This window comes from Rhizobium sp. YTUHZ045, assembly GCF_051124255.1.
Lineage (GTDB): Bacteria > Pseudomonadota > Alphaproteobacteria > Rhizobiales > Rhizobiaceae > Rhizobium.
The window spans coordinates 181,354-205,327 of the sequence record NZ_CP101432.1 but is presented as its reverse complement, the minus strand read 5'-3'; the positions used below and the strand labels follow the sequence as shown (position 1 = coordinate 205,327).

Genomic DNA, 23,974 nt, shown 5'->3' with positions numbered 1-23,974 from the left:
TCGAGCCGCCGGGGAAGACCCTGCCCCACAAGGGGGAGGGGCTTGCATGCCGCGCCGACGTTATCTCTTTCACGGATTCACCCGCGGAAACGTTGATGTTGCTGTGGGGTGATGCCGCGCATAGCCCTCCCCTTGGGGAGGGTCTTCGCAGGCCTTGCGGCACTAAGCCGCAAGCTTTTCCGAATTTTTCCCACCCTCGTCACAAAACCTGAAAAAAGCCCGATTATGCCGGACATATCGATCCGCGCATCGCCGAATCTCCCGCCATCGATCTCTATCAATCGGGGCCGATCGAAAGCCTCTGGCAACGATTTCACAGTATGGTGCGCATTCGAACGGGGACGTGACAGGAACCGCCCGGCAGGGGCGGTCATCATTCGGGGTCGGTTGTGACAATTTATCTGCCCATCGCAGAATTGTCGGTGAACATCTTCATCATTCTCGGCATGGGGGCGGCCGTCGGATTCCTGTCCGGAATGTTCGGCGTCGGCGGCGGTTTTCTCATCACCCCGCTATTGATCTTCTACAATATCCCTCCCGTCGTCGCCGTCGCCACCGGCGCCAACCAGGTCGTGGCGTCGTCGATTTCGGGTGCGATCACCCATTTCCGGCGCGGCACGCTCGACGTCAAGCTCGGCACAGTGCTCCTGGTCGGCGGTCTTACAGGGGCGACCGTCGGCATCTGGATCTTCTCGCTGCTGCGCGCCGTCGGCCAGCTCGACCTGATCATCTCGCTGATGTATGTCATCTTCCTCGGAGCGGTCGGCGGGCTGATGCTGCTCGAAAGCATCAATGCCATGCGCCGCGCCGCACGCAACGAGCCGCCCGCGCCGCGCAAGCCGGGCCACCAGCATTGGGTGCACAAGCTGCCGCTCAAGGTGCGCTTCAAGAAATCGAAGATTTTCCTCAGCGTCATTCCGATCATTGCGCTCGGCTTTGCGATCGGCATCCTGACCTCGATCATGGGTGTCGGCGGCGGCTTCATCATGGTGCCGGCAATGATCTACCTGCTGCGCATCCCGACCAATGTCGTGGTCGGTACCTCGCTTTATCAGATCATTTTCGTGACCGCCTATACGACGATCGTGCAGGCGGCGACGAACTTCTCTGTCGACATCGTGCTTGCCTTCATCCTGATGGTGGCGGGTGTCGTCGGGGCGCAATACGGCGTGCGCGTCGGCCAGAAGCTTCGCGGCGAGCAGCTGCGCGCCCTGCTCGGCCTGCTGGTTCTGGCCGTCGGCCTGCGTCTGGCGATCGCGCTGGTCGTGACCCCTGCCGACGTCTACTCGGTGGTGATGGGGACCGGCAACTGATGCGCCTGCTTGCCTCGATCCTCCTGCTCCTGTGTCTGCTGCCGGCGGTTGCCGGGGCGCAATGGCTGCCGGGACAGGCAACGGAAGCGGTGCGGGAGGGGCTGGAGATCGGCACATCGACCAGCGAAATCGCCATCACTTCGGATTTCCACGGTGCCGATCTGACGATCTTCGGGGCGCTCTCGAACACCGACCAGCTGCTGCTCGCCATTGGTCAGTATGACGTGGTGGTGGTGCTGGAAGGCCCGCGCGAGGATGCGACGGTGCGCAAGAAGGAGCGCGTCTTCGGCATCTGGGTGAACAGGCGCTCGATGACTTTCGAGGCGGTGCCGCATTCCTATTCGATGTCGAGCTCGCGCATGATCGACGATCTGACGACGCCGCTGGAACTCACCGACCAGGGGATCGGCATCGACCACATTCCGCTGACGCCGGTCGGCTTCGTCGGCGACGGCAGCAATCTCGGCGAGTTCCGTCAGGCTTTCCTGCGGCTGCAGCAGGTGGGCGCGCTTTACGACCGGAACCCGAGCGGCGTGCGGTTCGTTTCATCGAACCTCTTCAAGGCGAGCCTGCGCCTGCCGGCAAATATTCCGAACGGGGTGCACACGGTGCGCGCCTATCTCTTCAAGAGCGGCAATCTCATCACCGATAAATCGCTGCCGCTGCGCGTCATCAAGACGGGCATCGAACAGATGATCACCGATGCGGCCCATGATCAGCCGATCCTCTACGGATTTGCGGCCGTGGCGCTCGCCGTCGTCACCGGCTGGAGCGCCAGCCTGATCTTCCGCAAGGAGTGATCCGGCGCCGCGAACCGTCGCGCTCGTGTCTCATGTCTTTAGGAAGGCGAGCCGCTCGTCGACGCGTGCGGGGGCAATTTCCAGAATATCGGCGCTGACGACGCCTTCGGCTACGAAAGGATCCTGCAGAATCCTGTTTTCGAGTTCGGCGCGCGAGGTGTTGTGAGCGACGACTGCTCCACCTGCGCTCGGCTGAAGGCCGCCGGCGAGAAGAAAAATCCCGTCGTCGAAGCCTCGTTTGAGCCAGGCATTATGCGCTTCCATCAGAACCGGTGCTTTGGCCCTGCTTTCAGAAAATTTCAGAGTAATGAAAAACATGCAGTGTCTCCTTCAGGAATGCTGTCGTGAAAGGGTGTCGGGAAAGGCGGGTGTTTCTGGCCGCTGCTCCGCCAGCCACGCGCGCATATTTTCCACCTCGTTTTGAACAAAGATTTCGTCGCGATAGGCGGCCGCAAGCGTCGCAACACCTTGGCTCCGCATCAGAATGTGCATGGCAAGCGCATCGGCTTCAGCCTCGCCGCCAAGCTCGCTGAATTGACGTGAGAGCCAATGGCGAAACAGATCGAAAAGTTCGGCAGCACGGCTCTTGGCAATGTGATCGAGCTTGGCGAGTTCGGCGCAAAGCGTGCCGACCGGGCAACCGTGGGCCATGATTTTCGACTGATTCACGATGAGGAGATTGACGAAGCTGAGAATACGCTCGTCAGGTGCCTCGGCCTGTGCATCCCACTCATCGAGCATTGACCTGGTTTTGAGGAGGCGATGGGTGATCACCGCATCGAGAAGCTCGTCCTTCGCCTTGAAGTGATAATAAAAATTGCCTCGCGAGAGTCCGACTGTACCCGCAATGTCGGCAAAGGACGTTGCTTCAAAGCCTCTCTCGTAGAAAAGCCTGTCGGCTGCTTCGACAATTTGCTGCCGGGTGGCCGCAGCGACCATTTTCATTCTCCCTTTCTGTCCGCGAAGCTACGATTCGTAGGTCAATTGACCTAGGAATTAGGACAATTGACCTAGAAGAGTCAAGCGCCGGAACTTCTTGTCGGCGGCCCCTTTGCCTCCAGGACCGCTTGCGTATCGCAACCAGTTGAATTACTGTGAACCAGTTGCTTATTAAAAGCGGTTTGAGGAGGATGAAATGCGGAAGCTTGTCGTCTGGAACCTGATGACGCTCGATGGCTATTTCGAGGGAACGAAACCGTGGGAGATCGACTTCCACAATCTCGCCTGGGGACCGGAGCTCAAGCGCTGTGCCGAGCAGTTCGGCGAGGAAGGTGACCTCCTGGTCTTCGGCCGCAAGACCTATGAGGGCATGGCCGCCTACTGGCCGACTGCCGAGGACGAAGACAAGATCAAGGCCTATATGAACGGCATCGCCAAGATCGCCGTCTCTCGAACAATGACCGATCCCGGCTGGAACAATGCGCGCATCGTCAGCGATCCGATCCCCGAATTGACGAGGCTGAAGCAGGAGGACGGCAAGACGATCTTCATCTTCGGCAGCGCCGCGCTTGCCGACAGCCTGCTGAAGGCGGGCCTTATCGATGAGATCAGGGTCTGCGTGGTGCCGGTCATTCTCGGCGGCGGCAATCCGCTCTTCAAGCCGGCCGAGGCCCAGGTGCCGCTGAGGCTTATTGAATCCTCGACCACGCAAAGTGGCGCGGTGATCCTGCGTTATGAGCCGGTCAGGGCGTAGCGGTGGGTCATGGCTGTCTAGTTCCTGAAAAAGACCCCTCCCCACCCCCCAACAATGGGGAGGGTTGGGGAGGGGTTTTCATAATAACCCCCTCAGAAAAGCTCGTATTCGACTAAAAACCGGTTTTTAACATTTACGAGTTAGTAATCTCTCGGAAATGAGAGGTTCTGTTATGCGTACTCGTATCGTTCTGACCGCCGTGGGTCTCGCGCTGCTTGCCGGCTGCGCGACGGCGCCGAAGCAGACGAGGAACATCTGCGCCGTCTTCGATCAGCGCGAAGGTCTTTTCTCCAGCTGGCAGAGGGCGGCAGAGCGGACGGAGAAGAAATACGGCGTGCCCGTGTCGATCCTGATGGCGACGATGTACACCGAATCGGGTTTCCAGCCCTACGCGCGGCCGCCGCGCACCAAGCTCTTCGGCTTCATTCCCTGGACCCGGCCTTCGACCGCCTACGGCTATTCGCAGGCGCTCGACGGCACATGGGATCACTATCAGTCGCAGACGGGGAACTGGGCGGCGCGGCGCACGAACTTCGCCGACGCGATCGATTTCATCGGCTGGTATCATTACCAGAACAGTGTGGAGACCGGTATTCCGCTCAACGATGCCTATAATCTCTATCTCGCCTATTATTCGGGGCCGACGGGATATAAGCGCGGCGACTGGCGCTCGAACGGGCAATTGCAGCAGACGGCACAGAAGTTCGCGCGAATGGCGGGGACATATCAGCAGCAATTGCAGGGGTGTGATTAAGTTCAAAGGCGTGCAGTGTGGCACCCCCCCACGGCACACATCGAGGACAGACGCTACCCCCGCAAATTCCCATACCTGACCGAATAAATCCGATCGCGTCCCAACAGATGCGCGATCAGCGATTCCTTTTCGAACAAGCCCTTCATCGCATGATGGCCGAGATCGAGGCCGCCGCTCATCACCCCAAAGGCCGGCATGAGGAGGCGAGCGCCGTCCGTGGCGAAGCAGGGGCGGCGGATTGATCGTTCGCGCCGGCGCACGGTCGCCGAAGGATGCAGGTGGCCGGCGATTTCGCCGCTCTGCAAGCCGTTCCTCGGCTCGTGGCGGAAGGTCAGGCCGGCATAATGCACCTCGTCGGCGCAAGCGCCGGGCAGATCGACGATGCCGTCGGGATCATGGTTGCCGTTGATCCAGATCCATTCGCGGCCGCGCGCCATACCGACGATCAGCGCGCGAAAATTTTCCGGCAGATGCTTCGAACCGATGCGGTCGTGAAAATTGTCGCCGAGCGAGATGACGAGCTTCGGATCATAGCGGGAGATGACGGCGGCAAGCACGGTCAGCGTCGCCAGCGTGTCATAGGGCGGCAGCATCATGCCACGGCGCGCGAAGGCTGCGCCTTTTTCGAGATGCAGGTCGGAGACGACGAGCAGTCCGGCATCCGGCAGATAGAGGGCGCCGAGCGGATCGCAGACGGCGGCAATGCCGTTCACCGATGTCTCGATGCCGGGGATCGCAGCCAATCCGGAAATGTCGCGCGCCAGCGCCAGGCGGTTCATCACAGTCGTATTTTTCCCAGTCATCATCATGCCAGAGCTTCGGCGATCAGATCGTCCGCCGCCTCGGCCAATAGCGCATCATGGGCCTCGCCCGGCACCGCCTCCCGGCCGATTTCCAACATCACCGGCACGGCGAGCGGGGAAATATGGTCGAGCGGGCGGTGGGTGATGTGGCCCCTGATTCGCATCAGCATATCGCCAAGACGGCTTATATCCAAAAGCCCCGTCGCCGCGTCCTGTCGCGTTGCCTGCAGCAGGATGTGATCCGGCTCATGGCTGCGCAGCACGTCGTAGATCAGGTCGGCCGAGACGGTGATCTGGCGGCCGCTCTTTTCCTTGCCCGGATGGCGGCGCTCGATCAAGCCCGCAATCACGGCGCAATTGCGGAAGGTGCGCTTCAACAAGAAAGATTCGGCGAGCCAAGCCTCGAGATCGTCGCCGAGCATATCCTCATCGAAGAGGTCGGAGAGGCTCAACCGGCCATTGGCGATCATCAGCCCCATATCCTCGAGACCCCAGACGGCGAGCGAATAATCGGTGGCGACGAAGCCGAGCGGCTTGGCGCCCGCTCGCTCCAGCCGGCGGGTCAGCAGCATGCCGAGCGTCTGGTGGGCAAGACGGCCTTCGAAGGGATAGGCGACCATATAGCCGCGGCTGCCGCGCGGGAAGGTTTCGATCAGGAACTCGTCGCGCTTCGGCAGCATCGACTTGTCGGTCTGCAGCGACAGCCAGTCGCGCACCTGATCCGGCAAGTGGCGCCAGCGATCGGGATCGGCGATCATCGCCCGCACCTGCTCGGCGAGATAGGTCGACAGCGGAAACTTGCCGCCATTATAGGCGGGGATCTTCGGATCGAGCGAAAAGGCCTGCGACGCCAGGCATTCATTTTCGCGTATGCCTTCGAAACGCAGCACCTTGCCCGAAAACACGAAGGTGTCGCCCGGCGACAATTGCTCGAGGAAATATTCCTCGACCTTGCCCAGCGTGGCGCCGCCGCGACCGAGCCGGCCGCCCTCGCCGCGCTTGACCATGCGGATGTTCAGCATCGGGCTTTCGACGATGGTGCCGAGATTGAGACGGTATTGCTGGGCGACCGCCGGATTGGAGACGCGCCAGCGGCCCTCCTTGGTCTTGCGGATGCGAGCGTAACGCTCGTAGGTCCTAAGCGCATAACCGCCGGTCGCGACGAAATCGACGACGCGCTCGAAGGTCTCCCAGCTAAGATCGGCATAGGGCGAGGCGCTGGTGACCTCGTCATAGAGCTCCAGCATGTCGAAGGGTTCGGCGCAGGCCATGCCGAGTACGTGCTGGGCGAGCACGTCGAGAGCGCCGCGGCCGACGGGCGGCGTGTCCTGGGCGCCGATATAATTGGCGTCGAGGGCTGCCTGGCACTCCATGACTTCAAAGCGATTGGCCGGCACGAGGATCGCCTTCGAAGGCTCGTCCATGCGGTGGTTGGCGCGGCCGATGCGCTGGGCAAGGCGTGAGGCGCCCTTCGGCGCTCCGACATGGATGACGAGATCGACATCGCCCCAGTCGATGCCGAGATCGAGCGTTGAGGTGGCGACGACGGCGCGCAAGCGGTTTTCGGCCATCGCCGCCTCGACCTTGCGGCGCTGGGCGACATCGAGCGAGCCGTGGTGGAGGGCGATCGGCAGGTTGTCGTCATTGATCGTCCAGAGTTCCTGAAACAGCATCTCGGCCTGGCTGCGGGTATTGACGAACAGCAGCGTCGTCTGGTGTTCGAGGAGCTGCTTGTAGACATCGGGAATGGCATAGCGGGCGGCATGACCGGCCCAAGGAATGCGCTCTTCGGTCGACAGGATCGAGATATTGGGTTTGGCGCCGCCTTCGACGACGACAAGACCAGCGTGATGTTCCCTCCCCTCCTCCTGGGCGACCAGCCATTTCTGCAAGTCCATCGGCTCGGCGACGGTCGCCGACAGGCCGATGGTCTTCAGGCCGGGGGCAAGGCGGCGGAGGCGCGCAAGGCCGAGCGACAGCATATGGCCGCGCTTGGAGGTGACGAGCGAATGAAGCTCGTCGAGCACGACATATTTCAGGTCCTTGAAGAAGCGCTCCGCCTCACGGTTCGCCAGCAGCAGGGCAACCTGCTCCGGCGTCGTCAGCAGAATATCCGGCGGATTGAGCTTCTGCCGCTGGCGCTTGGCAATCGGCGTATCGCCGGTGCGGTTTTCGATCGTGACGGGCAGGCCCATCTCTTCGACCGGCTTCATCAGGTTGCGCTCGATATCGATCGCCAGCGCCTTCAGCGGCGAGACATAGAGCGTGTGGATGCCGGTAAAGGCGGAGCCTGGCGGAATGCGGCCGCGGCGGGTGAGATCGGTGAGCGAGGGCAGGAAGCCGGCCAGCGTCTTGCCGGCGCCGGTCGGCGCAATCAGCAGTGTGCTCTGGCCAGCCTCGGCGCGGGCGATCAGTTCCAGCTGATGGGCGCGCGGCCGCCAGCCCTTTTCCGCAAACCAGCGGGTAAAGGCGGCAGGAAGCAAGGTGTCGGAATCGATCTGGTCCACGCCCTGAAGGTAGCGAAAAGCGGGCGAAAAAGAAGAGCTGGGACGCCGCTTACATCGCGATATAGCGGTCCTTGCGGTGATTGATGGCGAGCGTCAGGTTGAGCACGACGGCGCCGAGCACCGAGCAGGCGATGATGAAGGGGCTGGCGACGAAGAAGGAGAGCGCCAGCACGATGCCGTCAAAGCCGAGCTGGACGAGGCCGGCGCGCCAGCCGAAGCGATCCTGGATATAGAGGGCGAGAATGCCGATGCCGCCGAGGCTGGCGCGGTGGCGGAAGAGCGCCAGCATGCCGGCGGCAATGACGAGGCCGCCGAAGAGCGCTCCGGCAACCGGATGGACATGCGTAACGCCGATGAAGCCGGGCACGAATTCGGACAGGACCGAGGTCAGCCCGATTGCGACGAAGGTCTTGATGGTGAAGGCCGGGCCCAGACGGCGGAAAGCGAGATAATAGAAGGGCAGGTTCACGGCAAAGAAGCACAGGCCGAAACTGATCCCGGTGGCATAGTGGGCGAGGAACGCAAGGCCCGCGGTGCCGCCGGCGAGCAGGCCGGCGCCGGAAAGAAGCGTGACGCCGAGCACGGCGAGCATGCTGCCGGCGACGATGCCCTGCGCGTCGTCGAACAGCGAATGCCGATCCGCGCTGGAATTCAGAAGGCCTGTGAAGGCGTTGGATGCCATGATGTTCCCCTGTCGGCTTTTTCCGTCTTCTACCCGGCGTAGCGATAAAGGCAAGCAGGGACGGCGCCTCTTGACATCAGCGCTAATCGTGGATATTTTTTATCTACGAATTGAGGAGCCCACGAGCATGAAGATGAGCGACGGGGTCGAGCAGGCCATTCACAGTGTTGCCATGCTTGCCGGCCTCTCCGCAGGCGGCGTGCTTTCGGCGGCCGCACTGGCGGAATTCCACGGCGTGTCGACGAGTTATCTGTTGAAGCATCTGCAGGCGCTGTCGGGCGCCGGCATCCTCGATACCGTGCCGGGGCCGAAAGGCGGGTATCGGCTGGCGAAGGCGCCGGAGGAGATTTCGCTGCTCGACATCCTGCTCGCCGTCGAAGGACCGGCACCGGCCTTCCGCTGCGCCGAAATCCGCCAGCGCGGGCCGAACCCGGTTTCCGACCGCTTCTTTTCCAAGCCCTGCAACATCAGCGCGGCGATGCTGCGCGCCGAACGGGTCTATCGGGCAGAACTCGCCAAGACGAGCATTGCCGATCTCGGCATCGAACTGAATGCCCTCGACGACGGATCGATCGCAGCCCGAGGCTGCGCCTTCCTTGAACTCCATGAACGCAAGACGGCTCGCTGAGCCACTCACACAGGAGAAAGACCATGCAACCCCGTTTCAACTTCGCCAAAGCCGCTCCCGAAGCCTACAAGGCGGTCGCAGCCCTCGAACAATATGTCCAGTCCTCCGGGCTGGAGCGCCGCTTCATCCATCTGATCAAGCTGCGCGCCTCGCAGATTAACGGCTGCGCCTATTGCGTCGACATGCATGTGAAGGAGGCCCGCCACGAAGGGCTCAGCGAACAATGGATCAACCTGATGTGCGTCTGGCGGGAATCACCAGTCTACGACGCGCGCGAACGGGCCCTGCTCGGCTGGGTCGACGCGGTGACCAGTATCGCCAAGACAGGCGCGCCGGACGCCGACTACGAAGCGCTGAAGGCGCATTTCTCCGAGAAGGAAATGACTGAGATTACCGTGGCGATCGGCGCAATCAATATCTGGAACCGCCTTGCCGTCGGTTTCCGGTCGCAGCATCCGATTGATCGCGCAACCAAGGCTGCGTGAGGTTTGCCCAACCGAAAGATGGTATGCGTGGTATTGCCCCTCACCCTAACCCTCTCCCCGTAAACGGGGCGAGGGGACGTGCCTCGCGAGACGTGGTGGGTACGGAGAGGCTGCGACATGTTCCCTTCGCCCCGTTTACGGGGGTCTGAAGGACGGGTCGAGACCAGTGGCTCGACCCCGGTCGGTGGCGGCAGCCGGATGAGGGGCTAGCGTCTCGACGCGGCGATTGTAGGCGAGCAACCCACCTCATGACCGACCCGAAAATCTCGGGTCGGTCGAATATCGGGTCAATCGTGATCTCTGGCGGCCCACAGGGCAACGACGTCAGACCTATTGTCCGAGAGGTCGATGCTGTTGAATATGTCGCGGACGACCTTCGTAATTTCCTCTGCGGAAGCGCCCTTGGCGTATTCTTCCTGCATGCGGCGTCTCACAAGTTTTTCCAAATCTGACATAGTTCACCTCATCAAATCCGGCGCGAGTGGAGTGTCGCGCCGGGGTAGGTCTGAGGCAAGTTACGAATTGTTTAGAATGGGTTACGGATTTGTAAGGTTAGTCCGTTTGGTGAAGGTCGAGTAGGGCACGTCCCCTCTCCCCGTAAAACGGGAGAGGGTTAGGGCGAGGGTAAATCACATGGAACGACTTCAATGAGAGGCCCGAAGCCCAAAACCACGGCCCGCGCGCGATTGCTGCGTCAGTCGGATAACGAGGCAGAGGACAAATTATGGAACGAGCTGCGTGACCGCCGGCTCAACCGATACAAGTTTGTCCGGCAATTACCGGTCGGCCCCTATTTTGCAGACTTCGCCTGTCGCGAACTGCGGCTTGTCGTAGAAATCGATGGCAGCCAACATGCGGAAAGCCGACGGGATCGAATTCGTGATGCCTTCATGATCACCAATGGCTGGTCGGTTGCTCGCTTCTGGAACGTGGACGTGTTGAGAGCGCTGCCATCCGTGCTGGAGACGATCGTTGCAATCTGCGACGGGCGGCTGGTCGAACGCGTCGACGCGACAGATTTGCGATTCTATCCAACTGCGAGCCAATAGCGATGGCGTGCCGAGGGCTGCCCCTCACCCTAACCCTCTCCCCGTAAACGGGGCGAGGGGACGTGCCCTATGGAAGGCCTGCGAGGAACGGAGGGGTTGCGGCACGTCTCCTTCGCCCCGCGTGCGGGGAGAAGGTGCCGGCAGGCGGATGAGGGGCAAATCACACGGAAGGGCTTCAATGAAGGGACGCAAGCGGCCCCGGGTCAGCCGCAAATCACCCCTACAGTGCGATGTAGCGGTCGGCGCGGTGGTTGATCGCGACGAAGAAGTTGAGGACGACGGCGCCGAGGACCGAGTAGAAGACGACCGGCGGCGTGGTGACGAAGAAGGCGGCGGCGAGCACGCACATGTCGATGGCGAGCTGGACGAGGCCGGCGCGGATGCCGAAACGTTCCTGCAGATAGATGCCGAGAATGCCGACGCCGCCGAGGCTGGCGCGGTGGCGATAGAGCGCCAGCAGGCCGAAGCCGAGCAGCAGGCCGCCGAGAAGGGCAGCCCAGGCCGGATGAATGCTCGAGATCGAAAAGAAACGCGACTGCACATCAGCAAGCACCGAGGTCAGGCCGATGGCGATGAAGGTCTTGATGGTGAAGGCGATGCCGAGGCGCTTCCAGGAGAGATAGAAGAACGGCAGGTTGAGCAGGAAGAAGGCAAGGCCGAAATTGACGCCGAAGGCATAGTGCAACAGGAAGGCGACGCCGGCGGTGCTGCCGGTGAGCAGGCCGGCGCTGGCGAGCACATAGAGGCCGAGGGCGGCGACAAGGCTGCCGGAAAAAATACCCTGCACATCTTCGATCGGGGTATGGCGGGTCGCGCTGGTGTTCCAGACGCCAAGGGCATTGATGAGCTGTGTCATGGCGCCAGTCTCCACGGTGGACGAGTTCGTGAAGCCTCCGACGAAATCCCGGAAGCGATGAAATATTCGATTTGTCAAATGAGCCGGAGGGCCAGGCGTGTTATCGCCCGCACTCGCTGCCGATATCAGTGCAATATCAGGCTTTTGCCATCGATATCAAGCGAAATAGGTAAGCATTGCTGACCTATTAAAAAATCGCAAGAAATGTTCGCTCATGCCGCCTTGCGCGTAAGGAACAGAATGCCGGAAACCAGTTTTCCGCCATCTTTGCGAATGACCGTCTTCACGGTTTGCAGGGTTTCGAAGCCGTGACGGGAAAGCAGCGCCCTCACATAGGCTTGCGAATGCGCATAACGCAGCGACGGCGCAAGATGGAAGCCATCGCCGTCGCCCGCATCCTCGACGGAAAAGGCGAAATCCGCGGTGGCGGCGGCGAGTTCGCCGACGATCGCAAAGACGCTCTCGAGATTGCCGAGATACATCAATACGTCGGCGGCCGTCACGAGGTCGGCGCGCCGGGGTTCCGCATCGACAAACAGGCCGGAGAGATCGGGCGTAAGCGACAGATCGGCCTGGGCGAGGTGATCATAAACCTGTTTCTCGGCGGCCTTGGTCAGCATGTTCTGCGAGAGGTCGAAGCCTTCGAGACGGCCGACGCAGGCGCGGATCTCCGGGCCGAGCAGGCCGGTGCCGCAGCCAAGATCGACGGCGCATTCGTAACGTCTGCCGGTGGAGGCGATCAGCGCCGCCAGCTTTTGTGGGACGCTGTAATCGAGTTTGTCGACGAGAGCGGTTTCGAACCGGTCGGCATAATCGTCGAACAGGCGCTCGACATAGCGGCTCGGCGGCCGGTCGGGCGTGTCCGCATCGCCGAGAAGGGCAAGCTTCAGGGTGGCGCCGAACATATCCTCGGGATCGAGGGTGAGCGTCCTGCGATAGGCTTCGATCGCGGCATCACCCCTGCCCGCCTTTTCACGATAGGTGGCGAGGCAAAACCAGCCGGCGGCCCAGGCGGGTGCGAGCTCCAGCGCCTGCTCCATCAGCTCGGCCGCCGCCTCCGGCTCGCCGCCCTCTTCGAGCATCCTCGCATAATCGGCGCGGCGGTCGGCGATGACGTCGCCTGAGGAAAGCTGGTGGTGCATCAAAGGACCTGTTGTTTCGTTTGCATTTGGCGGCGGCCACAAAAAAACTCAAGTCCTATCTCAGAGGCGAAGCAGCCAATCTCGGAAAGGGCTTGCGGGCGGCGCACCGCGACCTTATTCCAAGGGCAAACAGGAGATGGCGCATGTCCGATCAGGTGAACAGGTTCCTCGGCGATTCGCTCGGCCGCACATTGATAAAACTCGTCGTGGTGTCGCTGATCGTCGGTTTCGTCATGACCGTGTTCGGCCTGACGCCGTGGAACATCATTTATGGGTTCCGCGACTTCGTCCTGGACCTCTGGCACCGGGGCTTTTCGGCGCTCGGGCGCGTCGGCGACTATCTCCTCCTCGGGGCGACGATCGTCATCCCCATCTTCATCATCCTTCGCCTTTTCAGCTTTAACCGCTAACATGACCTCGATCGATCTTTCCAGGCGCGGACTGCTCCGCCTCTCCGGACTTGCGCTCGCCGCCGGTATTGCCGGCTGCACCACGACCCCACGCCTTGCCGGCACGCCGTCGAACGGCGAGGACGAAACGGTGAGCGTGCTGCCGCTCGTCAACCAGCTCCGAGCCAAGAACGGCCTGCCGCCGCTTGAGGCCGATCCGGCAGCCCAGACGGCTGCCCTCTTCCAGGCGAAACGCATGGCGAGCGCCGGCAAGATGGCGCATCTGATGGGAATGACCGACAGTTTCGGCGCCCGCGTCACGGCGAGCGGCGTCCGCCTGCCGGCGGCGGAGAACATCGCCTCCGGCCAGCAGAGCGTCGATGCCGTGGTGACGGCCTGGATCAACTCGCCGCATCACCTTGAGAACATGCTCGGGCGCTATGACGGCCTCGGCGTCGCCGTCGCCCATAATACGTCTTCCCGGAACCTGCCCTATTGGGCCATGGTGCTTTCGAGCTGAGGTGATTCCGCCTTCAAAGCATGTCGCGCAAAAGTGTGCCGCGGTTTTGCGGCAACGACATGCGTAAGACAAGAACCTAAAGTGCCAGAAGCGAATCTGAAAGATCGTGACGCGCTTTGGACGAGGCTTCTATGGATACCCGCAGCAATCACAATGCCCTCGCTTTCGAAGTGACGCACCGGCTGGTGCTATCGATCGCCATTCCGATGACGCTCGGCTTCATGACGACGCCGCTGCTCGGGCTGACGAACACCGCCGTCGTCGGCCGTATGGGCAATGCGGAGGCGCTGGCGGGGCTGGCGATCGGCGCAATGCTCTTCGATCTGATCCTCGGCAGCTTCAACTTCCTGCGCGCGTCGACGACAGGGCTGACGGCGCAGGCTTACGGGCGGCGCGACCGGCACGAACAGCGGGCGGTCTTCTCCAGGGCGCTGATCTCGGCGCTCGGCTGCGGGCTGGCGCTGCTCTGTCTTTCGCCGCTGCTGAGCGCGGCGGGGTTGAAACTGATGGGCGCGGAGGGAGCAATCGCCGAGGCGACCAGCACCTACTTCTCGATCCGCATCCTGGCCGCACCCGCGGCGCTTGCCAATTACGCCATTCTCGGCTTCGTGCTCGGGCGCGGACAGGGCAATGTCGGATTGTTGCTGCAGGCTGTTATCAACGGCATCAATATCCTGCTTTCCATCTATCTCGGCCTGACGCTCGACTGGGGCGTGGCGGGGGTCGCCTGGGGAACGATGGCCGGCGAAACCGTGGGCGCGATCGCCGGACTTGCCATCGTGCTGCGTGGCTTCGGCAAGGCGGAGCGGCCGGCCTGGGCGGAGATATTTTCGCGGCACCGGCTGGCGGAACTTTTCGCGCTCAACCGCGATATCCTGATCCGCACCTTCGTGCTGATCGGCGCCTTCACCGTCATGACGCGGATCGGCACCAGCTTCGGCGCGGTGACGCTTGCCGCCAATGCCGTGGTGATGAATTTCTTCCTGCTGTCAGGCTATTATCTCGACGGGCTTGCCAATGCCGCCGAACAGATCATCGGCCGGGCGATCGGCGCGCGTTACCGGCCGGCCTTCGATCGCGGGCTGAAGCTGACGACCTTGTGGTCCTTCGGGCTGGCGGCGATCGGCGCTGCCTTCTTCTTCCTCGCCGGACCCTGGCTGATCTCGGTGCTGACCACCTCGCCCGAGGTGCGGCAGGCGGCCGAAACCTATCTGCCCTGGGCAGCGGTGACCGGGCTGACCGGCGCGCTCGCCTTTCTGATGGACGGGGTCTTCATCGGCGCGACATGGTCGGCCGACATGCGCAACCGGATGTTGATGTCGTTTGCCGGCTATCTCCTGATGCTCGCGGTTTTCGTGCCGCTCTTCGGCAATCACGGCCTGTGGCTGGCGATGAATGCCTTCCTGCTCTTCCGCGGCGTCTTGCTGGTGATGCTGGTCAAGCCGCGGGCCGATCAGACTTTTCGCGCTGCCCAATAATCCAGCCTGGTATCGCGCAGCTCACGGATCGAGCCGGCCTTTTCGCGGTCGAGCAGCCCTGAGAGACCGCGGACGATATCGCCGGGCAGGCCCGGACCTTCATAGACCATGCAGGAATAGAGCTGGACGAGATCGGCGCCGGCCCTCACCTTCTCCAGCGCGGTTTCGGCCGAGGAGACACCGCCGACGCCGATGATCGGCAGATCGGGGCCGACGCGCTTGCGCATCCGGGCCAGTACGGCCGTCGACTTTTCGAACAGCGGCACGCCGGAAAGGCCGCCCGTCTCCTTGGCCTGGCGCTGATCCTTGAGGCCTTCACGCGACAGCGTCGTGTTGGAGACAATCAGTCCATCAAGCGCATGCGACAGCGCTTCCGCGGCGATATCGTCCATGCCTTCCTCCGTCAGATCGGGGGCGATCTTCAGGAAAACCGGGATCTTGCGGCCGGACTTCGCCGCCTGCTCGTCGCGCGCCGCCAGCACGGCCGAAAGCAGCGCTGCCAAGCTTTCGCGCGCCTGCAGGTCGCGCAGGCCGGGCGTGTTCGGCGAGGAGATGTTGGCAGTGAAATAGCGCGCGAGCGAATAAAAGCGGCGGATGCCGGCGACATAATCGGCGATGCGGTCCTCGCTGTCCTTGTTGGCGCCGATATTGACGCCGACGATGCCGTTGCCCCTCAGCGCGGCAAGGCGCCCATAGGCAGCATCATGGCCTTCATTGTTGAAGCCAAGGCGATTGATGACGCCTTCATCCTCGACAAGGCGAAAGATGCGCGGGCGCGGATTGCCGGATTGCGGTTTCGGGGTCACCGTGCCGATCTCGGTAAAGCCGAAGCCGAGTTTCAGCAGCGCCTCCGGCACTTCGGCATTCTTGTCGTAACCGGCGGCCATGCCGAGCGGGTTGTCGAAGGTAAGGCCGGCGACGGTCTGGCGCAGACGCGGATCCGGGGTGATCTGACAGGCCGGGACCAGACCGGATTTCAGCGCGGCGATCGACATGCCATGCGCCGTTTCCGGATCGAACAGGAAGAGGCCCTTGCGGGCGAGATGCTTAAAGGGACCGATCATGGCGTAAGCTCCGGGAAGACATGGGCGCCGCTGCCGTCGAGCGGCAGCACCGCCTCCCAGAGCACGGCGGTTAAAGGCAACTCGGCATAGAGATGCGGAAAAAGGTCGCCGCCGCGCGAGGGTTCGAAAATCAGCCTGTCGCCAAAGCCGCTGCCGTCGATGGCGATCAGCAACAGGCCGGACTGGCCGGCGAAATGCAGGGCGGCGGTCTGCTTCACCTGGGCTGCCGTCGACAAATGAATGAAGCCATCCTTGAGATCGATGCCGGCGCCATGAAAAATGCCGGTTTGTCTGGCTTCCTGCCAGAGCGCTTCCGTCACGATCTTGTAAAGGGTCGGTGTCACGCTCATCATGGCCTCACGATAGCTGGTCCTCGTCATGAGCGCTTTGCCGGAAAGAGGCGGCGATGTCCACGCCCCGCGCTCAAAAAGCAGGACCGGCACAAGCAAATCCGGAGGATGAGATGATGAAGGTTTTGGTTTTGACCCTTGCTATTGGTCTTCTGCCGCTCGCCGCCGCGGCGACCGACGCCGATGCGAGCCGCTTCCAGCTCGAAAGGAGCGGCGACCATTTCGTCCGGCTCGACCGGCAGACGGGAGCGATGTCAATCTGCCAGGACAAAGACGGCGCGCTGGTCTGCCGCATGGCAGCCGATGAGCGGGCGGCCTATGAAGACGAGCTCGACCGGCTTTCCGAGCGGGTGACGAAGCTGGAACAGGGCGGCCTCGTCCAGCGTGCGCTGCCGAGCGATGCCGAGATCGACCGCTCGATCAGCATTATGGAGCGGATGATGAAGAGTTTCATGGGGATGGTGAAGGAGCTCCAGTCCGAGGACAAGGCCAATCCCCTTCCGCAGAAGACCTGATCTGATATAGTCATCCCGAGAAAGCGGCCTGCGGCGCGGAGGGATGGCGACGCAAGCGGCGTGATCGAGCTCTTGGGAGGGAGTCTTCGATGCAGGAACAAACCATCATCATTGCGGACGATCATCCGCTGTTTCGGGACGCATTGCGTCAGGCGGTCATCGGTATGGAAGGCCGGCAGGCGATCGTCGAGGCCGGCGATTTTGCGGCCGCGCGCCGGGCGGCCGGCGCCCATGCGGATGCCGACCTGATGCTGCTCGATCTCGCCATGCCCGGCGTCAGCGGCTTTTCCGGCCTGATGGCGCTGCGGGCCGAATTCGCCAGCCTGCCGATAGTCATCGTTTCGGCCAGCGACGACGCAACGACGATCCGCCGGGCGCTGGAACTCGGCGCTTCCGGCTTCATTTCCAAATCCTCCGGCATCGAGGACATCCGCCGCAGCATCCAGACGGTGCTGGCCGGCGATATCGCCACGCCGGAAAGCTACCGCGACGGGCAGGAGCAGGATCCCGACGTCGCCGATCTGATCCATCGCCTGCACACACTGACGCCGCAGCAAAGCCGGGTGCTGACCATGCTGGCCGAAGGGCTGTTGAACAAGCAGATCGCCTATGAACTCGGCGTCTCCGAGGCGACGATCAAGGCGCATGTCTCGGCGATCCTCTTGAAACTCAATGTCGACAGCCGCACGCAGGCCGTCATCCAGCTCGGCAAGATCAATATGGCGATGGTCGCCTGAGAGGAGCCGAAACCGCCGATCGCAGGATTTTATTCCTCCTTTACCTTTACGGGCGCTGCGTGGTCGGTTAAGATTGCGTCCGGCTGAAGCGCGGCCTGAAACAGGCTGCACGGAATCGGGCGCGCATATGCTGTCACACGAGCAGATCTGGGAGGCGATCGACAGGCTTGCCGAACGGCACGAGCTGACGCCCTCCGGTCTTGCGCGCCGCGCCGGGCTCGACCCCACCTCCTTCAATAAATCGAAACGACTTTCCGCCGATGGGCGTCTGCGCTGGCCGTCGACGGAATCGATCGCCAAGGTGCTCGATGCGACAGGGGCGAGCATGGAGCAGTTTCTCGCCTTCCTGCGGCCGGCCGCCAGTTCTCCCGGAGAGCGGACCGACGAACGGGCCGGGCACCCGCAAGGCGGCGCCATTCCGCTGCTCGGCTTCGCGCAGGCCGGCGCCGGCGGCTTCTTCGACGATGGCGGCTTTCCGGCCGGCCAAGGCTGGGACGTGGTGGAATTTCCGGCCAACCCATCGCAGAAATCAGGGGTCTACGCGCTGGAGGTGCAGGGCGAGAGCATGATGCCGCTCTATCGCGATGGCGACGTGCTGATCGTCGAACCGGGGGCGCAGGTGCGCCGCAACGACCGCGTCGTCGTGCGCACCAACGAGGGCGAAGTGATGGCCAAGGTGCTGCTGCGCCGGAGCCCGCGGTCGATCGAGCTGATGTCGCTCAATCCCGAACATCCCAACCGCACACTCGATCTGTCCGACGTCGATTGGATCGCCCGGATCATCTGGGCCAGCCAGTAGGAAGATATTCCATGCGTCCTGCCGCCTTCATCACCGGTATTGTGGGGATGGCGGTCGTGGCCGGCCTGCTTATGGCTGGGGAAGCACGGCTGCGCGGCGGAACAAGCGGGAAAGAGACGGCCACGATAGAGCAGCCGGCAACCGGAACGGCGGCGGACCCTACCTCCAAGCCCAACCGCCCGGCAGCGCCGATCTCGGATACAGATGCCGAAATCATTGCCCGCGCGGCGCAGCCTGCGCCTCCACCCTCCCCCGTGCCGCCTGCCGCGGCTGCCGCCGAACCGGCCGATACGGTGCGGCAGCAGGACGCCGCCGCCGGGCAGGCGGCGGGTTCGGCGGCGCAAAAGCCGATGGAGCTGACGCGGCCGGTGGCGGAGAATGCCGGCATTCTTTCGTTTGGCGGGCGCAGGCTTCAGCTTGCCGGCATCATCCCGACGCCGGTCGACAGGATCTGCGGGCCGGCAGGCCGGCAATGGCCGTGCGGCATGATGGCCAAGACCGCGCTGCGCCAGCTCTTGCGCAACCGCAGCCTCACCTGCGACCTCGACACGGCCGAATGGCAGGGAACGGTGATCACCGCCTGCCGGCTCGGGGCGCAGGATCTCGGCACATGGCTTGCCGAAAGCGGCTGGGCACAAGCAGGGCCGGGATCACCGCTTGCATCGGTCGCCGAGAAGGCGAAGCAGGCGCAGAAAGGCATTTACGGCGGCGACCCGCGCCGCAAATGACGGGCCGCCGGCGGCGCGAGATGGAGTCGATCCCTTGTAAAGGCTGCCGCCAATTCCTAATCTCGGCTGATCAAAAAGGAATCAGAGATGAACAAGCCGCTTTCCGCCCATGATGCCCTGATCTACGTGATGGTGATGGCCTCCGCCGTCGACAGCACCATGAACGACAGGGAGATGGAAAGGATCGGCCAGCTGATCGGCTTCCTGCCGGTATTCCGGGATTTCGACGACGACAAGCTGATTTCGGTGGCGCGCGACTGCGCCTCGCTTCTGGCCGGGCCCGAGGGCCTCGACGTCGTTCTCGAAACCGTGCGCGACACGCTGCCGGCAAAACTCTACGACACGGCCTATGCGCTTGCCGTCGAAGTGGCCTCCGCCGATCTCTCGGTCAAGGCGGAGGAACTGCGGCTGCTCAGCCTGCTGCGCGACCGCCTCGGCCTCGACAAACTCACCTGCGCGGCGATCGAACGCAGCGCCATTGCCCGCTTCCGCAAGGGATAGGCCCGACACTCCTTGTTTTAGGTATGACGTTATCCCAAAACCGTTGCGCAGTTTTGGGCGCCATTAGGTCAGTAGAGCCCATAGGGGAAATAGCGCAGATAGATTTCCTGGAGACGGCCATTGCGCGACAGCGCGGCAAGCGCGTGGTCGATGGCCGAGGTCAGCACGCTGTCCTTCTGCCGCAGCATGATCGTCATGCCCTCGCCGAGGAAATGTTCGGAGAGGTAGGGGCCGTCAAACAGCGCGCAGCATTTGTCCGATCCCGGCGAAGAGACCCAGAAAGAAAGCTGCAGCGCATCGGCGAAGGCGGCATCGACCTTGCGCTCCTTCAGGCCCGCAAGCAGGGCCTCCTTCGTATCGAAGGCCTGTGCTTTCAGCGCCGGAAAAAAGGCGGCCAGCATCGCCTCGTGTACCGTCCCTCTGACGACACCAACGGGGCGGCCGGCAAGGGCGGCAGCCGTCTTGCCGTCGGCCGGCATCGCGACGTTGCGCACGAAGCGCGCCGGCAGCATCAGATAAGGCCGGGAAAAGACGAACTGCCGGCGAAGCTCCGGCGTCACCGCAAGGCCGGCGATGACGGCATCGCCCTGCGAGGCGGCGAGCGCGTCCTTCAGATCGGCGAAAGGGATTGCCTGGATCTGGCACTTGTCGGAGATTTCCAGCTCACTGCAGATTTCGCGAGCGAGATCGACGTTGAAACCGGAAAGCTTGCCGTTCTGATCGGTGAAATTGAAGGGCGGGAAATCGACCGACGTCAAAAAGCGCAGGCGGACCAGCGAAGAGAGATCGGGCCTGGCGAGACGTTCGCGGGCGTCGAAGAGCAGCGGCAGCGAGGGAGCGGCCTGCTGGGCGGATGCGGCAAAACCCGACAAAAGTGCTGACAAAAACAGGCCGAATGCGAAAAACCCCTTCAGAGTCAGGGATGCCAGCTTGGATTGCGTCATCGTGATCTTGGTCTCGGGGTTGAACGGGAAGCGTCGCGGGAAGATGTAGCAGAGTCACGCGGGACGGGGAATATGGGTGGAGTGAGGGAGCGGATGACGGTCGGATCCCGCGCCCGCCCAGGCCGATGATGCCCGAAGCAGCACACACGACAGATTGAAAACTGTCAGGTATCAACCCGGTCCAAAGTGTCGACCATCAACCCGGTCGTCAACTTGCCGGGGATAACAATTCAGCCCCTAAAAATCGCGGGCATCCGCCGCCCCGCGTTAGCGCGGAATTAAAGAATATCGCCTTTTATTTTTGGCGACGACATCGGGCCCCGCCAGCCGATCGCATGATGCACGCGTCAGTCCTGACCTATCCTTGAACCGCAATATTGAAGCAGCGCTTTTTCTGCAGCAATTGATTTCAAAAGCATCGGGCGCGCCACACGCCCAGCCAACCGGGTGACATTTCCCATGCTGAAGCATCTGAAAATCCGCACGAAAATCATATCGGTCGTGGCGCTGCTCGGCCTCATCACGATGGCGGGGCTCGTCTATGTCATCTCCGAGTTCCGCCGGGCCGACGCCGCCTACAGCGCCTTCATCGATCGTGAGGCGACGGCCTCGATGCTGAGCGCGCGGGCCAGCGCATCGGTGGTGGCCTCCGTGCTGCAGGTCACTCTTCTGGCCGAGACGAAGCCCGATACGCCGGCCTTCCAGACGGCGCTCGCCGCGCCGAGCCGGCTGCCGCAGGCCCGTGACCGGATGAAACAGGCGCTGACGCTGGTCCCGAGCCGCAAGGCCGCGATCGACGAAATCCAGGCCGGCATTGATGACATCGAAACGCTGGCAAACAAGATCACCGAACAGAGCAAGGCCAAGGACAGCGCCGGTGCGGCTTCGAATGGCGCCCTGATCAATGCCAAGCTCAATGCGCTGACACCGAAGATGATCGCCAACAATGATGCAATGATGGCGCTGCTCAACGATGGCGGCGACGCGCTCTCGGCCTCCGTCAACGGCCGGATCACCTTCTCCTTCGTTCTGATCGGCATTGCCGTTCTGCTGGCGATCGGTTGCGGCGTCGCCGTGGCGCAGAAAGGCATCGCCGGCCCGATGGCGAGGCTCAGCCTGCGCATGACGCGGCTTGCCGAGGGCGACACCGACAGCGAGATCGCCGGCCTCGAGCGCCGCGACGAAGTCGGCCAGATGGCAAAGGCGGTTTCGATCTTCCGCAACAACGCCATCGAGCGCCGGCAGATCGAGGCCCGCGCCGAGGCAGACCGCAGCGTCAGCGACGGCGAGCGCCGCGAACGCGAGGCGCAGAAAGCCCGCGAGGCCGCCGAACTCGAACGCGCCGTCGCAGCACTCGGCGATGGCCTGCGCCGTCTGGCCGCCGGCGATCTCGCCTCGCATATCGACGAGCCCTTCGTCGCCCATCTCGATGCACTGCGGCAGGATTTCAACCACTCGGTCGAGAAGCTCGATGAGGCCTTGCAGGCGGTCGGGGCCAATGCGCGGGCGATCGGCGCCGGCGCCAACGAGATCCGTTCCTCCGCGGACGAGCTGTCCCGGCGAACTGAACAGCAGTCGGCCTCCGTCGAAGAAACCGCGGCGGCGCTGGAAAAGATCACCACGACGGTCCGCGACGCCGCCAAGCGCGCCGAGGAGGCAAGCCAACTCGTCACCCGCACGCGCCTCGGCGCCGAAAAATCCGGCGAGATCGTCCGCAAGGCCGTCGCCGCCATGCAGGAGATCGAAAAGTCCTCCGGCGAAATCTCCAACATCATCGGCGTCATCGACGACATCGCCTTCCAAACCAATCTGCTGGCCTTGAATGCCGGCGTCGAAGCCGCCCGCGCCGGCGAAGCCGGCAAGGGTTTTGCGGTCGTCGCCCAGGAAGTGCGCGAGCTCGCCCAGCGTTCCGCCAAGGCCGCAAAGGAAATCAAGGACCTGATCAACAATTCCGGCACGCATGTGCAGACCGGCGTCACGCTGGTCGGCGAGACCGGCAAGGCGCTCGATGTGATCGTCACCGAGGTGCGGGACATCAACCAGCACGTCCACGCGATCGCCGAAGCTTCGCGTGAGCAGTCGATCGGGCTGCAGGAGATCAACACCGTCGTCAACACCATGGACCAGGGCACGCAGCAGAATGCGGCAATGGTCGAGCAGTCGACGGCCGCCAGCCACAGCCTCGCCAGCGAAGCATCGGCGCTCAACACGCTGCTCGGCCAGTTCCGATTGACCGGCACCGGCGGCTTTGCCGCCGCCGCACCGATCGCCTCGACCCGGCCGCCGGCCGCAGCACCGCGTGTTGCCCCGCGCCCGGCCGCCAGGCCAGCCTCGATCCGCGTCGCCAAGGAAGGCACGGCCCGCCCCGCCGCCTCACCGGCGCGCGCCCTCGGCCAGACCCTCGCCAACGCCTTCGGCGCCGGCAGCGCGCCGAAAAGCCAGGATGGCGACTGGACGGAGTTCTGAGCCACGACTGTTTAGCTCCCACCCAAAATTGCCCCTCACCCTAGCCCTCTCCCCGTGAACGGGGCGAGGGGACGTGCCCAGCGCGAGATTGGTGGGGAACGGAGAGGTCGCGGCACGGTTCCTTCGCCCCGCAAGCGGGGAGAAGGTGCCGGCAGGCGGATGAGGGGCAGGCTACGGGCCGTACCCTTCCTTTTAGGATCTCATCTACTCCGGCCGCCACCCAACCTCGACCAGAATATTTCCAGGAGCCGTGCAATAAAACAGCCAGCCGCCGCGCATGGCGGCCGGTGGGCCGGACAGGTCTGCACCTGAAGCAACGAGCCCGGCGTGGACAGCATCGACATGCGCCCTATCGGCCAGAATGAAGCCGATATGATAGGTCTGACGCTGCAATTCGACCTGGTCTGACGTGCCGAATTTGGCGATCGCGTGGCTGAGGACAATTTCGAGGCCGGCGTCGTCGGTCAGTATCGCCAGGCCATTCTGGCCCCGCATATCCTTGAGCATCAGGCCGAAGTGGCGGATGAAGAAATCCGCCGTCGCGGTAATATCGGGAACGTGAAAATCGAGATGGTTCAGGCGCATGACAGTCTCCGTCTGAAAAAATCCCGGGACTGCCTTTTGCCGTCTCCGCACGCCGCCGGGATCCCGCATCTTGATGCGGATCACGTCGCGGGTTCTCATGCCATAGGCCACGGAGCAGAGCTTCTTGAGAGCGCTCACGACGCTCCAACGGAAGGGATCGGGCTTACCTCAACCGATCCTGCCTTT

Annotated in this window: 28 protein-coding genes; 16 read left to right on the top strand and 12 right to left on the bottom strand. The window is 62.8% G+C overall.

The features are described from left to right. The first annotated feature begins 389 nt into the window (after nt 1–389). Both NMA58_RS01040 and NMA58_RS01035 read left to right on the top strand, forming a co-directional pair. Nucleotides 390–1,313 carry a sulfite exporter TauE/SafE family protein gene (locus tag NMA58_RS01040; protein ID WP_430956893.1) on the top strand — a complete coding sequence of 308 codons (924 nt, stop codon included), beginning with the start codon at nt 390–392 and terminating at the stop codon, nt 1,311–1,313. Further along, the gene (locus tag NMA58_RS01035) at nt 1,313–2,113 is read left to right on the top strand and encodes a TIGR02186 family protein (protein WP_434712022.1); all 801 of its coding nucleotides are present in this window, start codon (nt 1,313–1,315) and stop codon (nt 2,111–2,113) included. Before NMA58_RS01040 ends, NMA58_RS01035 begins: the two co-directional genes overlap by 1 nt. Nucleotides 2,114–2,143: 30 nt before the next feature. Here the strand turns inward: NMA58_RS01035 and NMA58_RS01030 are convergent, their stop codons facing one another. Further along, nucleotides 2,144–2,431, bottom strand: a complete 288-nt coding sequence (locus NMA58_RS01030) for a YciI family protein (RefSeq protein WP_434712021.1) — start codon at nt 2,429–2,431, stop codon at nt 2,144–2,146. 12 nt (nt 2,432–2,443) lie between these two features. Then, nucleotides 2,444–3,052, bottom strand: a complete 609-nt coding sequence (locus NMA58_RS01025; RefSeq protein ID WP_434713481.1) for a TetR/AcrR family transcriptional regulator — start codon at nt 3,050–3,052, stop codon at nt 2,444–2,446. A gap of 196 nt (nt 3,053–3,248) precedes the next feature. On the opposite strand from NMA58_RS01025, the gene NMA58_RS01020 reads away from it, so the two are divergent. Both NMA58_RS01020 and NMA58_RS01015 read left to right on the top strand, forming a co-directional pair. Then, nucleotides 3,249–3,806 carry a dihydrofolate reductase family protein gene (locus NMA58_RS01020; RefSeq protein WP_434712020.1) on the top strand — a complete coding sequence of 186 codons (558 nt, stop codon included), beginning with the start codon at nt 3,249–3,251 and terminating at the stop codon, nt 3,804–3,806. 172 nt (nt 3,807–3,978) lie between these two features. Beyond that, nucleotides 3,979–4,560, top strand: coding sequence for a transglycosylase SLT domain-containing protein (locus tag NMA58_RS01015; RefSeq protein ID WP_434712019.1), 582 nt, complete (start codon nt 3,979–3,981; stop codon nt 4,558–4,560). Nucleotides 4,561–4,613: 53 nt separating this feature from the next. Here the strand turns inward: NMA58_RS01015 and pdeM are convergent, their stop codons facing one another. From pdeM to NMA58_RS01000, 3 genes are read right to left on the bottom strand one after another with little or no spacing between them, the layout of a single operon-like run. After that, complete coding sequence (gene pdeM / locus NMA58_RS01010) at nt 4,614–5,339, bottom strand: ligase-associated DNA damage response endonuclease PdeM (RefSeq protein WP_434713480.1); 726 nt, start codon at nt 5,337–5,339, stop codon at nt 4,614–4,616. 26 nt (nt 5,340–5,365) lie between these two features. Further along, nucleotides 5,366–7,870 carry a ligase-associated DNA damage response DEXH box helicase gene (locus tag NMA58_RS01005; protein WP_434712018.1) on the bottom strand — a complete coding sequence of 835 codons (2,505 nt, stop codon included), beginning with the start codon at nt 7,868–7,870 and terminating at the stop codon, nt 5,366–5,368. Between the two features lie 49 nt (nt 7,871–7,919). Continuing rightward, nucleotides 7,920–8,552 carry a YitT family protein gene (locus tag NMA58_RS01000; RefSeq protein ID WP_097601595.1) on the bottom strand — a complete coding sequence of 211 codons (633 nt, stop codon included), beginning with the start codon at nt 8,550–8,552 and terminating at the stop codon, nt 7,920–7,922. A 127-nt stretch (nt 8,553–8,679) separates the two neighbouring features. On the opposite strand from NMA58_RS01000, the gene NMA58_RS00995 reads away from it, so the two are divergent. Both NMA58_RS00995 and NMA58_RS00990 read left to right on the top strand, forming a co-directional pair. Then, complete coding sequence (locus tag NMA58_RS00995; RefSeq protein WP_434712017.1) at nt 8,680–9,180, top strand: RrF2 family transcriptional regulator; 501 nt, start codon at nt 8,680–8,682, stop codon at nt 9,178–9,180. 23 nt (nt 9,181–9,203) lie between these two features. Further along, nucleotides 9,204–9,665 carry a carboxymuconolactone decarboxylase family protein gene (locus tag NMA58_RS00990; protein ID WP_434712016.1) on the top strand — a complete coding sequence of 154 codons (462 nt, stop codon included), beginning with the start codon at nt 9,204–9,206 and terminating at the stop codon, nt 9,663–9,665. Nucleotides 9,666–9,952: 287 nt separating this feature from the next. On the opposite strand, the gene NMA58_RS00985 is transcribed toward NMA58_RS00990, so the two are convergent. Continuing rightward, nucleotides 9,953–10,087, bottom strand: coding sequence for a hypothetical protein (locus NMA58_RS00985; protein ID WP_434712015.1), 135 nt, complete (start codon nt 10,085–10,087; stop codon nt 9,953–9,955). A gap of 225 nt (nt 10,088–10,312) precedes the next feature. On the opposite strand from NMA58_RS00985, the gene NMA58_RS00980 reads away from it, so the two are divergent. Further along, complete coding sequence (locus NMA58_RS00980) at nt 10,313–10,714, top strand: endonuclease domain-containing protein (RefSeq protein WP_434712014.1); 402 nt, start codon at nt 10,313–10,315, stop codon at nt 10,712–10,714. Nucleotides 10,715–10,934: 220 nt separating this feature from the next. On the opposite strand, the gene NMA58_RS00975 is transcribed toward NMA58_RS00980, so the two are convergent. Continuing rightward, nucleotides 10,935–11,570, bottom strand: coding sequence for a YitT family protein (locus NMA58_RS00975; RefSeq protein ID WP_434712013.1), 636 nt, complete (start codon nt 11,568–11,570; stop codon nt 10,935–10,937). A gap of 212 nt (nt 11,571–11,782) precedes the next feature. After that, nucleotides 11,783–12,715 carry a methyltransferase gene (locus NMA58_RS00970; protein ID WP_434712012.1) on the bottom strand — a complete coding sequence of 311 codons (933 nt, stop codon included), beginning with the start codon at nt 12,713–12,715 and terminating at the stop codon, nt 11,783–11,785. Between the two features lie 140 nt (nt 12,716–12,855). Here NMA58_RS00970 and NMA58_RS00965 point away from each other — a divergent pair, with 140 nt between their 5' ends. From NMA58_RS00965 to NMA58_RS00955, 3 genes are all read left to right on the top strand, one after another. Beyond that, the gene (locus NMA58_RS00965; RefSeq protein ID WP_434712011.1) at nt 12,856–13,122 is read left to right on the top strand and encodes a DUF6460 domain-containing protein; all 267 of its coding nucleotides are present in this window, start codon (nt 12,856–12,858) and stop codon (nt 13,120–13,122) included. Nucleotide 13,123: 1 nt separating this feature from the next. Continuing rightward, the gene (locus tag NMA58_RS00960; protein ID WP_434712010.1) at nt 13,124–13,621 is read left to right on the top strand and encodes a CAP domain-containing protein; all 498 of its coding nucleotides are present in this window, start codon (nt 13,124–13,126) and stop codon (nt 13,619–13,621) included. Nucleotides 13,622–13,752: 131 nt separating this feature from the next. Further along, nucleotides 13,753–15,099, top strand: coding sequence for an MATE family efflux transporter (locus tag NMA58_RS00955; protein ID WP_434712009.1), 1,347 nt, complete (start codon nt 13,753–13,755; stop codon nt 15,097–15,099). Here the strand turns inward: NMA58_RS00955 and NMA58_RS00950 are convergent. Continuing rightward, nucleotides 15,075–16,163: a quinone-dependent dihydroorotate dehydrogenase gene (locus tag NMA58_RS00950; RefSeq protein ID WP_434712008.1), complete on the bottom strand. Its 1,089-nt coding sequence runs from the start codon at nt 16,161–16,163 to the stop codon at nt 15,075–15,077. The two genes, NMA58_RS00955 and NMA58_RS00950, sit on opposite strands and share 25 nt — an antisense overlap. Further along, complete coding sequence (locus tag NMA58_RS00945; RefSeq protein WP_434713479.1) at nt 16,160–16,513, bottom strand: DUF952 domain-containing protein; 354 nt, start codon at nt 16,511–16,513, stop codon at nt 16,160–16,162. The genes NMA58_RS00950 and NMA58_RS00945 overlap by 4 nt, the downstream gene beginning before the upstream one ends. A gap of 116 nt (nt 16,514–16,629) precedes the next feature. On the opposite strand from NMA58_RS00945, the gene NMA58_RS00940 reads away from it, so the two are divergent. The 5 genes from NMA58_RS00940 (at nt 16,630) to NMA58_RS00920 (ending at nt 19,793) form a co-directional block, all read left to right on the top strand. Next, the gene (locus NMA58_RS00940; RefSeq protein ID WP_434713478.1) at nt 16,630–17,028 is read left to right on the top strand and encodes a hypothetical protein; all 399 of its coding nucleotides are present in this window, start codon (nt 16,630–16,632) and stop codon (nt 17,026–17,028) included. Nucleotides 17,029–17,117: 89 nt separating this feature from the next. Further along, nucleotides 17,118–17,765, top strand: a complete 648-nt coding sequence (locus NMA58_RS00935; protein ID WP_434712007.1) for a response regulator — start codon at nt 17,118–17,120, stop codon at nt 17,763–17,765. Nucleotides 17,766–17,892: 127 nt separating this feature from the next. Next, entirely contained in the window at nt 17,893–18,564 is a 672-nt protein-coding gene (locus tag NMA58_RS00930) for a S24 family peptidase (RefSeq protein ID WP_434712006.1), read from the top strand. Between the two features lie 11 nt (nt 18,565–18,575). After that, nucleotides 18,576–19,292, top strand: coding sequence for a thermonuclease family protein (locus tag NMA58_RS00925; protein ID WP_434712005.1), 717 nt, complete (start codon nt 18,576–18,578; stop codon nt 19,290–19,292). A gap of 87 nt (nt 19,293–19,379) precedes the next feature. Further along, the gene (locus NMA58_RS00920; protein ID WP_003570543.1) at nt 19,380–19,793 is read left to right on the top strand and encodes a tellurite resistance TerB family protein; all 414 of its coding nucleotides are present in this window, start codon (nt 19,380–19,382) and stop codon (nt 19,791–19,793) included. 68 nt (nt 19,794–19,861) lie between these two features. Here the strand turns inward: NMA58_RS00920 and NMA58_RS00915 are convergent, their stop codons facing one another. Continuing rightward, a complete protein-coding gene (locus NMA58_RS00915; protein WP_434712004.1) occupies nt 19,862–20,737 on the bottom strand; it encodes a transporter substrate-binding domain-containing protein in 876 nt (291 codons plus the stop codon). Between the two features lie 459 nt (nt 20,738–21,196). Between NMA58_RS00915 and NMA58_RS00910 the strand changes: the two genes are divergently transcribed. Beyond that, a complete protein-coding gene (locus NMA58_RS00910; RefSeq protein WP_434712003.1) occupies nt 21,197–23,203 on the top strand; it encodes a methyl-accepting chemotaxis protein in 2,007 nt (668 codons plus the stop codon). 204 nt (nt 23,204–23,407) lie between these two features. Here NMA58_RS00910 and NMA58_RS00905 read toward each other — a convergent pair whose 3' ends face one another. Further along, nucleotides 23,408–23,788 carry a VOC family protein gene (locus NMA58_RS00905; RefSeq protein ID WP_430957239.1) on the bottom strand — a complete coding sequence of 127 codons (381 nt, stop codon included), beginning with the start codon at nt 23,786–23,788 and terminating at the stop codon, nt 23,408–23,410. Nucleotides 23,789–23,974: the final 186 nt, after the last annotated feature.